Below are 18,414 nucleotides of genomic sequence, written 5' to 3'. Positions count from 1 at the left end.
GAATACTGATGATCTGTTCGTCGGAAAAACGCTTCTTCATGGGGATGTCCTCATGTGGCTTATGAAGACATTACTAACATCGGGGTGTACTAATCAACGGGGAGCAGGTCAGCGGAGCAGGAATACATTAGCTTCATAGTTAAAATCGCGAACTGGAACGTGTCTATACATAACTTACCAGAGTTTGATCGCGAGAGAGCTTTCCATGATTGGTTTCTCACTCATGATCCCAATAAGTGATCTTCTCAATCTGCGTCAGGTATCTTTTCCTAAGCCGAGGATGTAGACAGTAAAGCAGTTTCTCCGCAGTAGGTTTTCCACAGGATAGATCCAATAACTGATCCATAAAGGATCCAGAGAGTACCAAAAAGATCCCGGATCGCTGGAGGCCCTGTGCCGCTTGGCTTGGAAGGTGATCGGTGTCTATTGTATGCTACGAAATGTCTACTGTAATCTACAAACAGTCTACTGAATGCTATATATTGTCTATTGTGCGCTATAAAAGTGTCTACTGTATGCTATATTTTTGATGGTTATTCAAAACTTAGGGTTTGAGGGAAATGTCTAACAAAATCAATGAGTCATACCTAAATGTAGAAGAAATAAATCAGACTACTGGTGAAGTTATCACACTTTCTTCCACATCGGAGACCAGTGTACAGACAGTTCCTCTGATGCGTTTGGGGGTCTTTGTACCAACATTAAAATCGACGAACAAAGCGATCGCTAAGAAAAGCAATGTCGGATCAAACATCAACGCGTCAGACGATCTTAGGCATCTGGAGTTAGCCAAATCCGAAGGGTTTGAAAGGATTACCATTTCAGGTCCAAGGCTAGACATGGATACGGATTTCAAGGTTTGGACAGGAATCATATCGGTACTGACCGATAATGAACTCGAGTCTAACGAGGATGGGACTATCTCGATCCGATTTACTGAGTTTGCTATGCGATGTGGTTTTTCTCGTGGACGTCTGAAGGCTGAATTTCGTGAAAAAATCAAAGATTCGCTCAGGAAACTGATGTCTAATGTTGTTGAATTCTCCAAGGACAGAGGCACAAACATTGAAGTCACTAAATTTGTTCAGCTCATTGGTGAGTCAACCGTGGACATTGGTAATGACAAAGTTATCCTCACTCCGTCGAAAACGCTTAAGGATCTGTATGTTGGTGAATACAAGATCCTGCTTAAGCTGAGAGCCCTTAAAGCCCTTGCAAGGAAAGAGTCAGCCCAGGCCCTTTATACGTTCATTGAGGCTCTGCCACCTAATCCGATCCCTGTCAGCATTGAGAGGTTCAGGAAGCGTTTATCCCTCACTTCCAGACCTGCTCTTCAGAATTCAACGGTAAGAAAAGCACTTAAGCAACTGGAGGACATTGGATACCTTGAATACCAGGAGCTTAAGGAAGGCAACAAGATAGCGTTTCAAATCATCAAGAGAAATCCCTCCCTGAAGTAGAAAGTCCACCGACAATCGCTCTGAGGGGGCTTACGGGCCCTCTTCAGTAGAACCCGGGGATTGTTCTCTACAAAGTGCTATCGGATTGTACGTTAAAAACACCAAAAGTAACGCTGACATGTCGTAACCCCTTCCAACTTCAGTGAAAGTTTTTGAAAACGTAGTGGCTCAGCTGAAACTGCCGATGAATTTCACATCAGGTTCCTAAGAAGGAAAGTAACTTTTCTTTTTTGCCATGATGCAAGAGCTTGTCTTCTGTTGCCTGTTTTGTAAATTCGTCTGGTAGATAGTCTACTGCACGCGACATGCGAACCTCGATTAGCCCTACGGAATACAAATGTCTACTGTATGCGATATCTGAATGCTGTTGGTAAAAGCAGGTGGCCGTTAAAGACAGATGTCTATTGTACGCTACAAGTATCTCAATCTGGGGTGTGCTGCAGGGTGACGATCTACTGTATGCGGCACCCGGTTGAATGTTCGATCAGGTCCGCATTTATCGGTGGTGTATTTCATTTGTCTACTGTGTGCGGCCATTCACGCTATAGGGTATGAGCTGGTGGATAATGGCCTATCGTATTTCAATACTGCCATGGCTTCAGAACAGGGGCGTTTTAATGATTGCGATCGCATATTGTCTACAGTATGCGACATGCGTCACAACCGGACACCGGTATACGTTTGCTGTTCTACAAGGACGATGAGAGGAGTTCTGACGTAGACCCGGATTATAGCGGCATGCATAACTACACCACGTATGAAGAACATGTGCGCTATGTAGAACTACCGCAGCATGAGCATGAAAATCATCATCACGATAAGGAGGGCACGGCAAGTGATGTTCTGGAACCAAAAAAAGAAAGAGAAAGCAGCAACCGGCAATGAAAAAAAGCGCTTCGATCACCTGCTTTCGGTGGCCGAGAAATTACCTGTCATGACGCTGCCCGATCTCATTCGCGCTATCGTGCGACCAGTACAGAGTGATTTCTTGCTGGCGGTAGCCGAGGAAGGAACAGATGCCCGACCAAATATGACCCCTGAAAAGTTCTTCTTTGAAGAGCTTATCGATGTGAAATCGTATGAAAAGATGAAAGAACATGAGATGGACGGCGCTGATTACCCGTTGTCACTGGCAAGTGATATGGTGCTGCCGTGGCCTTGGAGCCTACAACGCTTTATCAATAACGTTTCACGTATTGGAAGCTATAAGGGGAAGCCGTGGAAGCAGGATAATAGCAATCATTATGTTGAGCTATGGTTGCCCTGGCGTATTGGCTTTGTGGGTGGCGGAAATCATTCAATAACGGCTGGCATTCTGGCCGGAGAAGGGACGCTAATCCCTGAGCACGTTTACGATATGTCCTGGCTGTTTGAGCTGGTCCGAACGGACGGTAATCACTGGTTTGTTGACGATCATAAGGTCGAAGCGGTTAAGTCGGGGCGTTCAGCTGCGGTGTTTGAGATAGGGCGGCTATTAGTGGAAGGAGCTTAAGAATTTTGCTCGAACTGCTTGCTGAAGACGTTTACGTCACGATGATCCCTGTTAAGCCTGTGGCTAAGGATCTATGTCTACTGTATGCGACAATCACCGCATATCGGTTATGCCCAAATAGGGGAAGGTCTATTGTATGCGATATCGGGCTATGGCTGATCAGTGCTGGAGGCTACCTATTCGTGTCTACTTATTCGTGTCTACTGTATGCGACGGCCAACTCAAGTGGATATGCGCTAGTGGGAGAACGGTCTACTGTATTCGACGTGCCGTTAAATGGCCGATTCTCGCCGGTTATGCAGGCTATGAACAACTGGTGTCTACTGTATACGCCAAGCCACGCACCGGTAGGTGCTGACAGACAATGGTCTACTTTATGCGACGTGCGCTGAAATAGCCGATCCTTGCCGGTTATGCAGGTTACGAACAACTCTGGTGTCTACTGCATACGCCAACCCACACACCGGTACGTGCTGACAGGCAATAGTCTATTGTATTCGATGCCCGGTTAAATGGCCGGGCATCGCCGGTTCTACCGGGCAGGAACAACGGGTGTCTACTGTAGGCGACAATCCACGTACCGGATAGGTTCTGAAGGTAATTGTCTACTGTATGCGACGTGCGGTTGAATGGCCCGGCATAGCCGGTTATGCCTGGCAGGAACAACGGGTGTCTACTGTAGGCGACAACTCACGCACCAGGTAGGTGTTGAAGGCAATGGTCTACTGTATGCGATGTCCGGTTAAATGGTCGGGCATCGCCGGTTATGCCGGGCAGAAACAACGGGAGTCTACTGTATGCGACGACTAACGCACCGGTAGGTGCTGACAGGTAATGGTCTACTGTATTCGACGCACCGTTAAATGGCCGGACATCGGCGGTTCTGCCGGGCAGATACAACGGGTATCTACTGTACGCGACAACCCACACACCGGGTAGGTGCTGAAGGAAATGGTCTACTGTATGCGACGCACCGTTAAATGGCCGGGGATCGCCGGTTCTGCCGGGCAAAACAACGGGTGTCTACTGTATACGCCAAGCCACACACCGGGTAGGTGCTGAAGGAAATGGTCTACTGTATGCGACGTGCGGTTGAATGGCCAGGCATCGCCGGTTCTGCCGGGCAGGAACAACGGGTGTCTACTGTAGGCGACAACCCACGTACCGGATAGGTTCTGAAAGATAATTGTCTACTGTATGCGACGTGCGGTTGAATGGCCAGGCATCGCCGGTTATGCCTGGCAGGAGCAACGGGTATCTACTGTAGGCGACAACCCACGTACCGGATAGGTTCTGAAAGATAATTGTCTACTGTATGCGACGTGCGGTTAAATGGCCGGGCATCGCCGGTTATCACAGGTATGAACAACGAGTGTCTACTGTAGGCGACAACCCACGTACCGGGTAGTTGCTGACAGGCAATGGTCTATTGTATGCGATGTCCGGTTAAATGGCCGGGCATCGCCGGGTATGCACCAATAGGGTCTACTGTATGCGAGAGTCGACATATAACCCATGTTAAGTGTCTACTGTGTGAGGCAACCTGTGAAGCCTCGTGGGTAAAGGTCTACTGTACTCGATGGTTAGGAACGATCACTTACTGACCATCGATACAGCTCCAGTGGTCTGTATTATTCTGCCGTCCGAGAGTGATATGAGTTCGCAGTCCAAGAACCATCAGAAGATTACACTAACTATTTTAACTATAAGAAACTGAATTATATACCTATTAAGCAACCTGAATAGAGATGCTGGATATGTTTCCAGAAACCTAAAATTACAAAAATTTACAGTTGCTACTTATTTGTATGAGTTTTAAACTATCTTTGCAACACACGGAAAAATGTTTCATTATGGGAATAAAAAATGAACAAAAGTACAATTGCATTGATGATGGCCATGCTTTCAGGTACTGCTTATGCTGACTCTACGCAGTTAACGCCAAATTTCTCACCGGAAAGTGTAACTGTATCTACCTCCGCCGGGATGTTAAGCGGTAAATCTCATGAAATGGTTTATGATACTGGTACAGGAAGAAAGGTCAGCCAGCTGGACTGGAAGATCAAGAATGTTGCCATTTTAAAAGGCGACATTTCCTGGGATGCATATTCGTTTCTGACACTGAATGCACGAGGCTGGACATCCCTGGCTTCAGGGGCAGGTCATATGGACGACTATGACTGGATGAACGATAATCAATCGGGATGGACTGACCACTCATCCCACCCCAGCACGAACGTCAACTATGCCAATGAATTCGATCTGAACGCAAAAGGCTGGGTTTTCCAGAATGAAAACTATAAAGCGGGTGTAATGGCTGGTTATCAGGAGACTCGATTCAGCTGGACTGCAACCGGTGGTTCCTATAACTACGATAATGGTGCATATACTGGAGAATTCCCTGCTGGTGAACGTGGAATTGGCTATAGCCAGCGGTTTTCCATGCCGTACATTGGCCTTGTAGGTCAGTATCGTATTAATGATTTTGAGTTCAATGCATTGTTTAAATTCAGTGACTGGGTTCGGGCGCACGATAACGATGAGCACTACATGCGGGATTTAACTTTCCGTGAGAAGACGACCAGTTCACGTTACTATGGCACTTCAATTGATGCCGGATATTACGTAACTCCGAACGCCAAAGTATTTGCTGAGTTCACCTACAGTAAATATGAGGAGGCTAAGGGAGGGACTCAGATTATTGATACTAACAGTGGCGAGTCCGCCTCCATTGGGGGAGATGCCGCCGGGATATCAAATAAAAACTATACGATTACAGCGGGCCTGCAATATCGATTCTAAGTAAAAAATCTTGATTAGGAGGATTTGTTCCATTTCATTCGTTACCTAATCATGACACATGCCATATTTAATGCCAGAGTAACAGCTCTGGCATTGAAAGATTTCATAAATTAAAAGTCAGGCATACCCGTCAAGCGTAGAAGATGAAATCCACATAAAAAACAGAACCATAGTATGATGCAGCACCATATCATCCATCAAGATTTCGGAGGATATAAGAACAGAATTTATTAAGATATGGAAATATCGAGGTTCCTGTATTTTCTGTCTACTACAGTAGACCACCGGGAAAAGAGATAACATGTATACGCCCGGATTTCAGAAATCGGATTAACTGAATACCATAACGCAAAAGCTATAATTCAAAAGAGACAGCCACCTGCACTGAATCAGATCGGTTTCCTGATTTTTGTTTAACCTGATAATTAATGCTAATGTATGCGTACATTAGCTTTGGCTGAGGACAAGATTCGTGAGAGCTGAAACGAAAGAAGCTATGCGGATGTTTTTGGGGGGGCGTTGCTACACGGCTAAACAACTCGAGAAGGACTATCTCTCTGAAGTGGCAGGTTACAGCGACGACCGCTGGGAAGCGCCGCAAAGAGCTGCCCGGCTGGCGGCAGCGGTAAAACGCTACAAAACCTCTGAGATGCTGCGTTTTATTTTTGCCACCATCGCGTATGATCCCGACCCGGATCTGACGCCGCTTGCCGTGAGGCGGCTGTGTCAGGCCTTGTTCGGCAGAACCGGTAGCCAGTGGCTTATAGTGGAAATTTTCGGGGTGAAGGGACGGCAGCACCGCAGCGATGACAGCACTCCGGAGTCCGTTGAAAAAATGGCAACCAGATATCGTCACGCCGCAGGGCTGCACTGGGCGGCAACTCTGGCGGAAATTGAGCGGGTAAAGCGCAACTATCAGACCCAGGTTAAGGCATCCAGGAAGGGAGAAGGGTAAATAACATAAATTTAATGCTAATGTACGCATACATTAGCATTACGCTAAAGTGGCTATACCACCAGTTTTTGTATCCAGATGGCTTACTGACATGTTTCCCTGCACGGTTATTCAGGTCTGAATGCGACAGGGGCCTACATCACAGAAGGGGATTGAGAACTGGAATGAGCTGGTCTGTTTTGCACCAGCGCTACGGGGTTTTTATACCACACACAGGTTTCAGCTGGTGGGCATCACGGCAGCTACCTGAGCTTACTGTAGTGTTTTTGCCCAGCCCGATACTGTTTTATTGCAGCCTGTTGGCAGGCTACAGAGTCAGTCGGGGCGATGTCTGGATTTTCTTTCAGTGCGTCAATTGTGGCCTGCACCATGCCCTTGTCCAAACCCCATGTGGGAGAGTAGGGATTATTGGCTTCTAAAGGGACTTTCAGTTCCAGTACATCTCGTTTAGCACACGTTTTATTTGCCTGGTAAGTAAGGTCTGGGTCTGCAAGGATTTTAGCGGATACACCAAAACTCGCCAAAACCAGACACGGGTGATACTTGTCGTTCGCATGTTTTATCCTTATTAATCGTCACTGATAATCAGAGTGGTCTGGGATGCTTCTTTCTCCACGCCATCCACATTCTGTGTTCTGTCCTGATGTTTCCTTCAGAAGTTACTTTATTGTGCTTCGTGGTCGGTGGAGAGGCTAAAACGCTTTCAAGCGTTTCACCAGCATCGAATCGCGCGTACAGCTTGTAATCGGCGGCATTCGTGTTTGTCGGCTCACATTTGCCATGGCTCATTTTTATCATCCTTTGCGATAAGAACTTAACTCTGCCAGGTACCAGCTGCTGGCGCCATAAACGAATTTTTACTCCCGGTGGTAAATCACCTCAGGCATCGTCATCCCGGAGTTCCAGGTTTTAATACGTAGTGAAGGTCTTGCTCAATACTCGCCGGACGGAATTATTCTTCATCACCGGCAGGGGCTGCAGTGCAGGAATGCACTTTATAGCAGTCCACCCGGCGGGACAATTCATGAAAGCTGGTGGGATCGGACCATCACACTCAAAACGTAAGACAACATGCCTTATAGCCCTACAAAGCCTTTGCTCCGGAGTGCCACGCTCTGCGTGGGTCGCGACTGTGCACATTTTCGGCATATTCTTTTTTTCTTTTTTTTTATTTTTTCTCTTTTTTTCGTCCGCGCGGCGGGGGCCGGGTCGGGCACGTTGAAGGTCAAGACCCTCAAGGGTATGTTGTCTTACGTGCGCTCTTTTGCTACCTGACACGCTTGCCGGCGATCAGAATCAGGAGAATAGCCATCGTTCGTGAGGAAGCTTATTTGTTCAGTCATCTCGCACACAGTAGTCATATCCCCGGCGCACCACCTCTGGCCCGTGCGCATATCCTCCCTGATTGATCGGGGCTTTATGAAACAGTTTCGGGAGGAGGGGAAAGCGGTTTGGACGGCCTCCAGTTCTGAATGAAGAACTGAAACTACGGTGATTAGACAGATTAATGCCGGGATCAGCATCTGCGTCATCGCTCGGGAATTCAATACAACCAGGCAAACCATACTCAGGGTTTAGGCGGACGGCGATGACCCTGAGTTCTCAGCTGGACGGTCTGATATGTGCAAAAAGCGAATGTTACTTATCCTGACTATGCAAAAGACAAACCGCAGCATCTATGCGTCCAGTAGTGCTTCAATATCAGCGGACATGATTGCCGCCAGTTGTATTAGCTCACACTTGATCTGGCACTGTTACAGCACAGAGCTTAATCTAGACTGACAGTCCGCTCAGTGAACTGGGATATCGTTCACCACGGGAATACCTGCGGCGGCGAACCAGTAATGGGTTAAGTGATAAAAAGTGTATGGAAATATAGGGGCCAATCCAATTTTTGACACCGCCCGGTCCCGCCGAGCGTTCTTTTCCATGTTCAACCTACTTCACACTCTCATTAAATATTCATATTTTCACCATATTTTTTTATATATAATTTACGTGCTTAAATGGAAATAAGCGCATTAAGTGACTGAACTAAAATAATATACAGTATGTAAACCTGATTCCCCCTCTCCCCAAGGTTGAGCGGATTTTTTTTTGCTCCAACAGAAGGTTACCGGAAGGTATTTATATATTGTTGCGACTCTGTAACATCAGTCGTAACCCTGGCCCGAAATCCTGCGCCATTCAGAAACAGAATTCCAGCATGATAGCCACTCCTCTCCGCGGGTAATGACTCCAACTTACTGATAGTGTTTTATGTTCAGATAATGCCCGATGACCCTGTCATGCAGCTCCACCGATTTTGAGAACGACAGTGACTTCCGTCCCAGCCTTGCCAGATGTTGTCTCAGATTCAGGTTATGTCGCTCAATGCGCTGAGTGTAACGCTTGCTGATAATGTGCAGCTTTCCCTTCAGGCGGGATTCATACAGCGGCCAGCCATCCGTCATCCATACCACGACCTAAAGGCCGACAGCACTCCAGTGTGGCCAGAGTGCGTTCACCGAATACGTGTGCCACAACCGTCCTCCGTATCCTGTCATACGCGTAAAACAGCCAGCGCTGACGTGATTTAGCGTAAGCGTTAAGTGAGCGCCGTATTGACGGCTATTTATTGGTGAGATCTACGTTCCATGGCAGCAGTTCGGCCACTTTGTTGATGGGCCACTCCGGCAATACGCTCAGGATATGGCGAAGGTAACCCTCTGGATCGATACCGTTCAGCCTGCACGTTCCGATCAGACCATACAGCAGGGCACCACGTTCACCACCATGATCACTGCCGAAGAAGATGTAGTTTTTCTTGCCCAGACAGACCGCTCGTAGCGCGCGCTCAGCAGCGTTATTATACGGCTCTGCCAGACCATCATCGCAGTAGTAACACAGGGCATCCCACTGGTTCAGTGCATAAGCGAACGCCTCGCCTAACCGGGATTTTTTCGACAGAGTGGCACTTTTCTCCACCAACCAGTCATGCAGGGATATCAGCAACGGTTTACTTCGGGACCGTCTGGCGGCCAGCCGCTGAGATGCCGGAAAGCCGCGTATTTCCTCTTCTATCGCGTATAACTCACTGATGCGCTTCAGAGCCTCCTCTGCTGTGGCCGTCCGGGTGCTGATATAGACGTCATGGATTTTGCGCCGCGCATGAGCCCAGCATGCCGCTTCTGTCAACGGGCCACCTTCACGCTCTGCGCTGAACAACCTGTCGTACCCTGCGAAGGCATCTGCCTGCAGCACGCCATGATAGTGCCGAAGATGTTGCTGAGGGTGTTTCCCCTGTCGGTCCGGTGAGAAGGCGAACCATGCCGCTGGCGGATCTGATGAACCCGCGCTTCTGTTATCACGGACATATGTCCAGATACGCCCGGTTTTCGTCTTCTTTCTGCCCGGCGCCAGCACGGGCACCGGAGTGTCATCCGTATGCAGTTTGCGGCAGTCCATCACGTAGTGGTAGAGGGCTTCATCCAGCGGGGCCATTAACCGGCAGCACGCATCCACCCAGTTGGAGAGCAGCGCACGACTCAGATCCACACCCTGACGGGCAAAGATTTCGCACTGGCGATACAGCGGCAGGTGTTCACAGTATTTGGCCGTTAACACGCGGGCCAGCAGACCCGGCCCGGCGATGCCCCGGTCGATAGGACGTGAGGGCGCTGGCGCTTCAACGACGCAGTCGCATCGGGTACAGGCCTTTTTCACTCTGACCGTGCGGATCACTTTCAGGGCGCTGGAGACCAGCTCCAGTTGCTCCGCGCTGACTTCGCTGAGATAGGCCATATCACTACCGCAACTAGGACAGCTGGTTTCAGCTGGCTCCAGTCTGTTTATTTCGCGGGGAAGATGTTCCGGTAACGGGCGACGATGACGGGACTGGCGCAACTGACGCGGAACCTGCTGATCATTGTCCCGGCCGTTGTAACGATCGCTTTGCTGCTCCTGCTGTTTCAGCAGGGCTTCGGCTTCTTCGACCTGCCGGCGTAGCTTTTCTGAACGGGTACCGAACAGCATTCGGCGCAGTTTTTCTATCTGAGCCCGCAGATGTTCTATTTCACGCTCTTCGTTCTCTATTTTCTCTTCTGCGCGGGCCAGCGCCGAACGCAGGAACGACTCAGTCTCAGCAACGAGACTGAGCTGGCTGTCTTTCTGGCGAAGCGCGTCTTCCAGCGCAGCGATACGGGCGAGATAGTCCTGACTCATGACCCCATTTATAATGCGGTCATGTGCTTTTTACAACATCGTCAGTGAGTTAAGGCGTGCAGTTTTAGGTTGCCGCCAGTCCAGCTTATCGAGGAGCATGGCGAGTTGTGAGCGGGTGATGGCGATTTTGCCGTCGCGTACAGCAGGCCAGACGAACTGTCCCTCTTCCAGACGTTTGGTAAACAGACACAGACCGTCAGCATCAGCCCAGAGGATCCTCACGGTGTCACCTTTACGACCACGGAAGATAAACAGGTGGCCGGAGAACGGATTGTCATCAAGAACATGCTGGACCAGTTCGCCCAGACCATTGAAGGACTTACGCATATCGGTGACCCCGGCAACCAGCCAGATACGAGTGCCTGACGGTAAGGGTATCATCGGCTCCTCCCGCTCAGCTCGCGGATCAGCGTTTTCAGAAGTGCAGGTGATAAATCCCCGGACAGACGCAGGCTGGCACCGCCGACAGTCACCTCGCATGTCATGGCCTCGCGGCAGGCTGGAGCGGCGGGTTCATAGTGCGGCTCAGCATGGTGTGACAGGACCATATCAGGCAAGACAACGGGGATAACAGAGTCTTGCTCTCTGATTGACCGTTGTATTTCATCGGGCAGAAGATGTCTGTAACGCTGGCGCCAGGTAAACAGCAGATTGTCATTAATTCCATTATCCCGCGCCAACCGGGCAACACAGGCTCCAGGCTGATATGACTTTTCGACGAGAGCCAGCTTAAAGTCTATTGAGTAGGACGCCCGCGCCCTGCGGGGCTGAAGAGTGTTTGACATTGATAGAGTCCATTAACGTTAATAAGAGGACTCTATCATCGTCAATCGTTAGTAATCGCAACAGGCGGCAGTGGCTTGACGCTTACGATTTAGCACCGACGTAGCCCCACTGTTCGTCCATTTCAGCGCAGACAATCACATCACTGCCCGGTTGTATGCGCGAGGTTACCGACTGCGGCCTGAGTTTTTTAAGTGACGTAAAACCGTGTTGAGGCCAACGCCCATAATGCGTGCACTGGCGCGACATCCGACGCCATTCATGGCCATATCAATGATTTTCTGGTGCGTACCGGGCTGAGAGGCGGTGTAAGTGAACTGTAGTTGCCATGTTTTACGGTAATGAGAGCAGAGATAGCGCTGATGTCCGGCAGTACTTTTACCGTTACGCACCACGCCTTCAGTAGCTGAGCAGGAGGGACAAGTGATGGAGATGGAAGCCACGGGAGCACCTCAAAAACACCATCATACACTAAATCAGTAAGTTGGCAGCATTACCTTCACTCATAAAAGCCAGAACAGAAATTAACACAATACGTTTAGCTGAAAACATGGAATAACCTCGTTACATCATTATGACATGCATACCAGACCACTTCCGCTCATCCACGGAAGTGGCTGGTATGACATAAATATTCAGTAAATGACCACTGAGTGGCTACAGATTTAGGGAATTAGAATTCCTGACTGGTTGGGCGCAAAACAATTTCGTTGATATCAACATCGGCAGGTTGCTCGATGGCATAGGCAATCGCTCTTGCTACCGAATCGGCAGGAATAGCTTGTTTATAGAAGTCGATGACGAAGTTTGAACTATTCTGGTCAGAACTCCCCAGCTTCAGCTCACTGTCGATGGCTCCGGGACAGATAGTGGTCGTGCGAATATGCGCACCCACTTCATGACGCAGACCCTCAGAGATAGCCTTCACCGCGAATTTGGTCCCGCTATACACCGTGCCGCCAGGGCTGAATACCTTGATACCTGCAACCGACGCCAGATTAATGAAATGACCGGATTGCTGCTTTTCAAAAACAGGAAGGGCTGCCGCAATACCATAAAGAACGCCTTTGATGTTGATATCAATCATGCGATCCCACTCGTCGGTTTTGGCAAGACTGAGTGGAGCTATCGACATCAGACCCGCGTTATTCACCATCACGTCAACACGGCCAAAAGCTTCAATGGCTTTGTCGATAATATTCTGGACATCTGCTTTACGCGTCACATCAGCTTCAACAGCAATAGCCTGGCCACCACCAGCAATAATCCGGGCAGCCAGCTGGTCGAGACGCTCCTTGCGGCGAGCAGACAGCACCAGAATAGCGCCTTTTTTTGCCAGGTTCAGGGCTGTAGCTTCACCCAGTCCACTGCTCGCACCTGTAATGACGACAACCTTTTTATCGATATTATTCATCGTATTAGCCTCTGAAATGAATGATTACTTTCTGAACGAGGTTAAGTATCGCAGCGCAAAGTGGCATAATAAATGGAAATTAATACCTTTCAGAATTCCTAAATATGGAACTATGAAACTTCAAGGAGCTGCTACGATGCAAAACAAGCTGGAGATGCTGCGTATTTTTTGCGTGGCTGCCGAATCACGAAATTTTAAGGAAGCGGCGATGCTACTGGGGATATCACCCCAGGCAGTCACCCGGGCAGTAAAGGAACTTGAAGAGCAGCGGGGAGAAATTTTATTTTACCGGAGTACCCGACAAATAAAGATAACTGCAGATGGAGAACGTCTTGCAAAACAGGCGCGCCAGGCGGTTGACTCTCTTGATTCGCTGTTAGTAAAAGGCGTTAAGGATAAAACTGATGAAATGGGGGGGACGGTGAGATTAACTATGTCTTCGGTATTAGGCCGAAAACTGGTTGTTCCTGCACTGGCTGAATTTGCGCGTCAGTACCCGGATATTGTGGTGGACTGTGTGCTGACCGACTCGCACAGCGATGTTATCGATGAACGTATCGATATAGGTATCCGTTTTGGATTTTTGCCTGACAACCGGTATGTGGCGCGCGAACTGGCAAAGATTCATTTTTACCTTGTCGGTACACCTGAGCTGATTGATAAGGTTGGAATGCCTGCCAGCATCGCTGAGCTGGATTCCTATCCTCTGACGGCATTGTTTGATCACAAGACGGGTCGCTATTGGCCCTGGACATTTACCGAAAGCCGCAGCTTCATCCCGTCGAAACCTCGCTTTATTGCCGATGATCTTGAGGCTGAGTTCCAGGCTATTCTGGCCGGTGTTGGATTTGGGCATATGCCGGGATTTTTAGTTCTGCCGTGGCTTAAAAGTGGCAAGCTTATTCAGATATTCACCGAGGAGACGTCACCCGTCTGGCGGTTGTACCTTTACCGCCCTCAGCGTGGGCCAACACCATTGAGGATCAGAGCGCTGTTTGACTATCTTGTAGACGTGCTGGGTGAACTGGAAACCTGACCCGAAAAGGGGTCAGGTTTATTCAGACAGGCTCAACCCTGACAATGATCTTTCCGATTTGTTGATTTGATTCGAGATACTGGTGTGCTTCCCGCAGCTCTTCAAATTTAAAGCATTTATCTATCTGTGGCTTCAGAAAACCGGCCCCCATGCAGCTCAGGATAAAACGCTTTGCTTTTTCCCGAATGGCTGGATCATTCAACACTTCCAAAAAGAGGAAGCCCCGCATAGTGAGACTCTTGCGTAATGCCAGTCGCAGAGGAAAAGGCGTTACATCAGGACTCAGCGCACCATGCATGACCATACGTCCTTTTGCGGACATGGCCTGTGCGATATGTTCAATCTGAGGTCCACCAACAGCATCAAACACGATATCAAGATGCTCACCCCCCAACCGCGAAACAATCGCCTGATAGAGGTCAGGTTCATCTTCACTGGCAATGACATCTTTCACACCTAAGGCAAGCAGACGTTCCTTTTTCTCCACCGTCAGGGTGCTGGCAATCACTCTGGCCCCCGCAGCTTCTGCAATCTGAACCGCAGCCAGGCCAACACTGCTTGATGCAGCAGTGACCAGTACGGACGCACCCTTTGTCAATTCCCCGGCATGCATGATCCCACCCCAGGCGGTAAGGTATTGCATCCATACTGATGAGGCTTCTTCCCAGCTCAGACTGTCAGGTTTATGCACCAGATAGCTTTCAGGGATCAGCAGCTTATCTGCGCAAGTGCCAAAACGCGCCAGGCTGTCAGAAGGCAACACTGAAACATTATCTCCAGGAGAGAACTGCTTAACACCTTCGCCCGTAGCCAGCACCACGCCAGCACCTTCGTAACCAAGGCGAGAGGGAAATACGGCCTTCTCGATATAAGTACCCCGTCTGAACATGGTGTCTGCACGGTTAAGACCAATAGCTTTCATCTGAATCAGCACCTCACCTGCTGCCGGTAAGGCAACAGGCAGGTTTTCGAGTTCAAGGACGTCGGCTTCTCCGGTGCAGTTAAAGCGCCAGGTTCTCGCCATCAGGCCGTTAAATGACATCAATCACAACCTTGATGGAAGCTGAACCATCCTGAACTGCGTGGTGGGCATCAATGGCCTGGTCCAGTGAGAAATGACGAGCATCAACGACCGGACGAATTTTGCCTTCTTCAACCAGACGGGTGGCGGTTTTCAGAACTTCACCGTGATGAGCACGACGTTCACCTGTGAGCATTGGCAGCAGAATAAAGACACCCGACAGGGTTGCACAACGCAGCGATGACGTTGCCAGGTTATAGTCACCAAATGCAGCACAGCTGGTGATATGGCCGTAATAGCGCGTCATGGAAAGTGAGGCGTCGAGGACAGGGCCACCAACCGTATCGTAAACGATATCAAAGCCTTCACCATCGGTGCATTGCTCAATGATGTCCTGCGTGGAAACCTTTGTGTAATCCAGCGGGAATGCGCCCAGCGTTGTAATCAGCTCCTGATCTGCCGTACATCCGGTTGCAGCAACTTTTGCACCGAGTGCATTTGCCAGCTGGACAACCATGTTACCTACGCCACCGGCGCCACCCTGTACCAGCACATGTTGACCAGCCTGTACATTGGCATTATCAACAAGGCCAGACCATGCCGTGAGGAACGTTAACGGCAGAGCTGCGGCTTCATGCATGGAAAGGTTACGTGGTTTGATGGCAAGCAGGTCTGCATCTGCAGCAATGAACTCAGCCAGTGAACCCTGAAGGCCGCGAACGCCACCGGTCAGGCCGTAGACTTCATCTCCAACACGGAACTGGGTTACGCCTTCACCGACAGCAACAACTTCCCCTGCCATATCAGTACCCTGCACAGCAGGGAGCTGAGGCATGGCGTACGGAGCCTCTCCAAGACGAATTTTATAATCAATCGGGTTTACACCGCTGGCATGAACACGCACCAGAACCTGACCAGCCTGTGGTTGTGGCACCGGGAGTTCTTTACGGGCAAATTTATCATCACCGAAATTTTCGAGTACGAGAGCAGTCATTGTCTGGTTCATGTGTATTCCTGTTATGTAATTGGGGACGGACAGAAGATAACAGGAACCAGTCATCCATTTAATGGCATAGTGTGGATTATATAATTCCAAAATTAACACCAATCAGATATATCGTTGGGATAGCCTGACGTGTTTTCAGTTAATGTGGGTTTGTGAAAATGGAATGCAGGTCGACAGGGATAAATGCAGGCTCATTTGCATGTATTGTGGGTTTGAGAGCTGCGCTGGTTGCAGCTAATGTGGGCTGATAATCAGCGGTAAATGCAGGTCGTACCTATTTCAAATGCAGGTCGCTACACCTATAGACATGATCAGCGCAAGCACGTCTCAGATGTCCAAACGGTGCGGATTTATACATGTTGACCAGGATGATATGGGGAACGGAACACTAAAACGCTCCCGTAAGAAAAGCTTCCACTGGTATAAAAAAGTCATCGCCACGAACGGAAAAGACCTCAGTAGTTAACACAGCACAGCCCTGGCAGCACTGTGCTGTCAGGGCGTCCCATAATTCCGCGCGGATACCTCCCGGTCCTACTGTGCATTATTCCCGGGTACGGTCTTTCACCCAACGGCGGTATAATGCCGGATTCATACCGGTCATCCGGCTGAAGACCCTCCTGAAACTGCCCTCATCCGCGTAACCTGCATCAGTTGCGATCTGCTTTATGGTTTTAGCGGATGTTTCAAGTGCCAGCCTTGCCATTTCACACCTGATCCTGTCGATAAACTGTTTCGGTGACTCGCCTGTTTCCGCCTTTATACGCCTGTGAAAGGTTCGCTCCGAAATGGCAAGGCGCCGGCACAGCTCTCTTGTGGTAAGCAGCGTTGATGTTTCCTGCCTTATAAAAAATTCTGCACCGGGTAGAATACTGTCCGGCCGGCTGAGGTGCGCGGTGGGCATATAAACAGCCCTTGCGGGAGGCGTTGTATCCACTACAGCAAATTCTGCTGCAATGCGCGCAGCCTCCGTCCCCTCAAGCTGACGCACAACGTGTAAGGCTACATCAATCCATGAAAGCGGCCCGCCAGCCGTAACTATACGGTTATCCTCAGTCAGAGCATTGCCCCAGATGGCGTTTGCCCGGGGGTAACGGCGCTTGAGCTCATCGTACAGCCACCAGGTTGTCGTACATTTTCTGCCGTTGAGCAGCCCCGCCTCGCCCAGCATAAACACTCCGCTGCACGAGCCACAAGCCAGGGCGCCATGCACGTACTGTTGCCGTATCCATGACGCTATGCTGCCCAGTTTACCGAGCTGTGGCGGCGTGTTTGATGCATCGGGTACAAACCCGGGGATCAGAACCGCATCGCATGATTTGATATCTGCCAGTGCCGCATCGGCGGTCAGTAACCGCCCGCTTCCGTCGGTCACAGGCTGCCCGTCCGGACTTGCTGTCATGATATCAAAGGGTGACGGCTCCTTGCGAGCAGCTGATATGGCTCTTCCGGCAAGAGAGAACATATCAGCCAGCCCGGTATAGCCTGAAGCAAGGCATCCCGGGGAAGCAATAATGACTATCTTTTTCATCTCAGTCCTGTAATTGGCCGAAAAAGCCGGTTTAATGGCAGATTCGCCACAGTGCCATGTTGCCTAACCCTGATACAATAATTCTCGTAAGAAAGCCATGATTATTACAACAGGAGAAAGAAACAATGAGTACAACAGCAGGACTGATTTCATTTAAAGCGAGAGAAGGAAAGGGCGCTGAAGTAGCAGAGCGCATAGCCGCTGCTTTGCCTCATGTTAATGCAGAAGAGGGCACCACTCACTGGCTGGTGATCCGCTCAGAAACGAGTCCTGAAACGGTTTTCCTTGTAGATCTGTTCAGTAGTACAGACTCAAGGGAACTCCATATGTCCGGTGAAGCAGCTAAACAAATATTCGCTACCTTACCCGCTCTGCTGGCAGAAGAGCCACACATTCATCCTGCTGTTTTGATTGCGGCAAAAGGTATTTAATTCGCTACGTTGGCCTGACCCCACGTCTGTAGACAAATCCTGTCCTCACGACGAGGCCTGTTCGAAGGCCTCCGGACTGACGCCGCCGAGATGACTGTGGCGCCGGGCCCGGTTGTAGAACACTTCAATGTAATCGAAGATATCTGACGGACGGCTTCTTCCTTAAATTCAGGTGTAAATCGTGGTGTGCCCATACGCTCCTCCTATACTCAAACTATAGGGCAGGAGCGTCTACCGGGGCGGGGTCAGTCCAGTCAATCGACGACACCATTTCGATAGT

13 protein-coding genes and 5 pseudogenes are annotated in these 18,414 nt (G+C 49.6%); 8 read left to right on the top strand and 10 right to left on the bottom strand.

Features of this window, described 5'->3' with window-relative positions:
• The first annotated feature begins 560 nt into the window (after window positions 1–560).
• The 5 genes and pseudogenes from ACQUTI_RS22770 to ACQUTI_RS22750 form a co-directional block, all read left to right on the top strand.
• Window positions 561–1,460, top strand: a complete 900-nt coding sequence (locus ACQUTI_RS22770; RefSeq protein ID WP_004026560.1) for a RepB family plasmid replication initiator protein — start codon at window positions 561–563, stop codon at window positions 1,458–1,460.
• A gap of 835 nt (window positions 1,461–2,295) precedes the next feature.
• Window positions 2,296–2,952: a DUF6710 family protein gene (locus tag ACQUTI_RS22765; RefSeq protein WP_428923377.1), complete on the top strand. Its 657-nt coding sequence runs from the start codon at window positions 2,296–2,298 to the stop codon at window positions 2,950–2,952.
• A gap of 1,866 nt (window positions 2,953–4,818) precedes the next feature.
• Window positions 4,819–5,754: an omptin family outer membrane protease Kop gene (kop, locus tag ACQUTI_RS22760; protein WP_004026564.1), complete on the top strand. Its 936-nt coding sequence runs from the start codon at window positions 4,819–4,821 to the stop codon at window positions 5,752–5,754.
• A gap of 472 nt (window positions 5,755–6,226) precedes the next feature.
• Window positions 6,227–6,709, top strand: coding sequence for a hypothetical protein (locus ACQUTI_RS22755; RefSeq protein ID WP_179130488.1), 483 nt, complete (start codon window positions 6,227–6,229; stop codon window positions 6,707–6,709).
• Window positions 6,710–8,150: 1,441 nt separating this feature from the next.
• Window positions 8,151–8,287 (top strand): annotated as a pseudogene (locus tag ACQUTI_RS22750) (helix-turn-helix domain-containing protein); the annotation flags it as partial.
• A gap of 665 nt (window positions 8,288–8,952) precedes the next feature.
• Here ACQUTI_RS22750 and ACQUTI_RS22745 read toward each other — a convergent pair.
• From ACQUTI_RS22745 to ACQUTI_RS22720, 6 genes and pseudogenes are all read right to left on the bottom strand, one after another.
• Window positions 8,953–9,289, bottom strand: a pseudogene (locus ACQUTI_RS22745) (IS1 family transposase); the annotation flags it as partial.
• Between the two features lie 30 nt (window positions 9,290–9,319).
• A complete protein-coding gene (gene tnpC / locus ACQUTI_RS22740) occupies window positions 9,320–10,912 on the bottom strand; it encodes an IS66 family transposase (protein ID WP_428923376.1) in 1,593 nt (530 codons plus the stop codon).
• A gap of 30 nt (window positions 10,913–10,942) precedes the next feature.
• Window positions 10,943–11,293 (bottom strand): IS66 family insertion sequence element accessory protein TnpB, encoded by a 351-nt coding sequence (gene tnpB / locus ACQUTI_RS22735; protein WP_021567584.1) that lies wholly within the window; start codon window positions 11,291–11,293, stop codon window positions 10,943–10,945.
• Window positions 11,290–11,697, bottom strand: coding sequence for an IS66-like element accessory protein TnpA (gene tnpA, locus ACQUTI_RS22730; RefSeq protein WP_428923375.1), 408 nt, complete (start codon window positions 11,695–11,697; stop codon window positions 11,290–11,292). The genes tnpB and tnpA overlap by 4 nt, the downstream gene beginning before the upstream one ends.
• An 85-nt stretch (window positions 11,698–11,782) precedes the next feature.
• Window positions 11,783–12,138, bottom strand: a pseudogene (locus tag ACQUTI_RS22725) (IS1 family transposase); the annotation flags it as partial.
• A 230-nt stretch (window positions 12,139–12,368) separates the two neighbouring features.
• The gene (locus ACQUTI_RS22720; protein WP_208311392.1) at window positions 12,369–13,109 is read right to left on the bottom strand and encodes an SDR family oxidoreductase; all 741 of its coding nucleotides are present in this window, start codon (window positions 13,107–13,109) and stop codon (window positions 12,369–12,371) included.
• Window positions 13,110–13,245: 136 nt separating this feature from the next.
• Between ACQUTI_RS22720 and ACQUTI_RS22715 the strand changes: the two genes are divergently transcribed.
• Window positions 13,246–14,145, top strand: coding sequence for a LysR family transcriptional regulator (locus ACQUTI_RS22715; protein ID WP_058837181.1), 900 nt, complete (start codon window positions 13,246–13,248; stop codon window positions 14,143–14,145).
• Between the two features lie 22 nt (window positions 14,146–14,167).
• Here the strand turns inward: ACQUTI_RS22715 and ACQUTI_RS22710 are convergent, their stop codons facing one another.
• Together ACQUTI_RS22710 and ACQUTI_RS22705 are read right to left on the bottom strand one after the other, a co-directional pair.
• Window positions 14,168–15,187 (bottom strand): zinc-dependent alcohol dehydrogenase family protein, encoded by a 1,020-nt coding sequence (locus ACQUTI_RS22710; RefSeq protein WP_058837178.1) that lies wholly within the window; start codon window positions 15,185–15,187, stop codon window positions 14,168–14,170.
• Window positions 15,177–16,172: a zinc-dependent alcohol dehydrogenase family protein gene (locus ACQUTI_RS22705; RefSeq protein ID WP_087778972.1), complete on the bottom strand. Its 996-nt coding sequence runs from the start codon at window positions 16,170–16,172 to the stop codon at window positions 15,177–15,179. The genes ACQUTI_RS22710 and ACQUTI_RS22705 overlap by 11 nt, the downstream gene beginning before the upstream one ends.
• A gap of 298 nt (window positions 16,173–16,470) precedes the next feature.
• Here ACQUTI_RS22705 and ACQUTI_RS22700 point away from each other — a divergent pair.
• Window positions 16,471–16,638 (top strand): annotated as a pseudogene (locus tag ACQUTI_RS22700) (family 1 glycosylhydrolase); the annotation flags it as partial.
• A gap of 78 nt (window positions 16,639–16,716) precedes the next feature.
• Here the strand turns inward: ACQUTI_RS22700 and ACQUTI_RS22695 are convergent.
• The gene (locus ACQUTI_RS22695) at window positions 16,717–17,703 is read right to left on the bottom strand and encodes a GlxA family transcriptional regulator (protein ID WP_087778970.1); all 987 of its coding nucleotides are present in this window, start codon (window positions 17,701–17,703) and stop codon (window positions 16,717–16,719) included.
• Between the two features lie 125 nt (window positions 17,704–17,828).
• On the opposite strand from ACQUTI_RS22695, the gene ACQUTI_RS22690 reads away from it, so the two are divergent.
• Window positions 17,829–18,134: a putative quinol monooxygenase gene (locus ACQUTI_RS22690; RefSeq protein WP_058837175.1), complete on the top strand. Its 306-nt coding sequence runs from the start codon at window positions 17,829–17,831 to the stop codon at window positions 18,132–18,134.
• A 45-nt stretch (window positions 18,135–18,179) separates the two neighbouring features.
• Here the strand turns inward: ACQUTI_RS22690 and ACQUTI_RS22685 are convergent.
• A pseudogene (locus ACQUTI_RS22685) lies at window positions 18,180–18,281 on the bottom strand (IS3 family transposase); the annotation flags it as partial.
• Window positions 18,282–18,414: the final 133 nt, after the last annotated feature.

Origin of the sequence: Klebsiella sp. 7-CIP_Kleb., from assembly GCF_050378655.1 — a bacterium.
Taxonomy (GTDB): Bacteria; Pseudomonadota; Gammaproteobacteria; order Enterobacterales; family Enterobacteriaceae; genus Klebsiella; species Klebsiella quasipneumoniae.
Note: the sequence above shows the minus strand (reverse complement) of the source record. Positions and strands in the feature narration are given on the sequence as shown.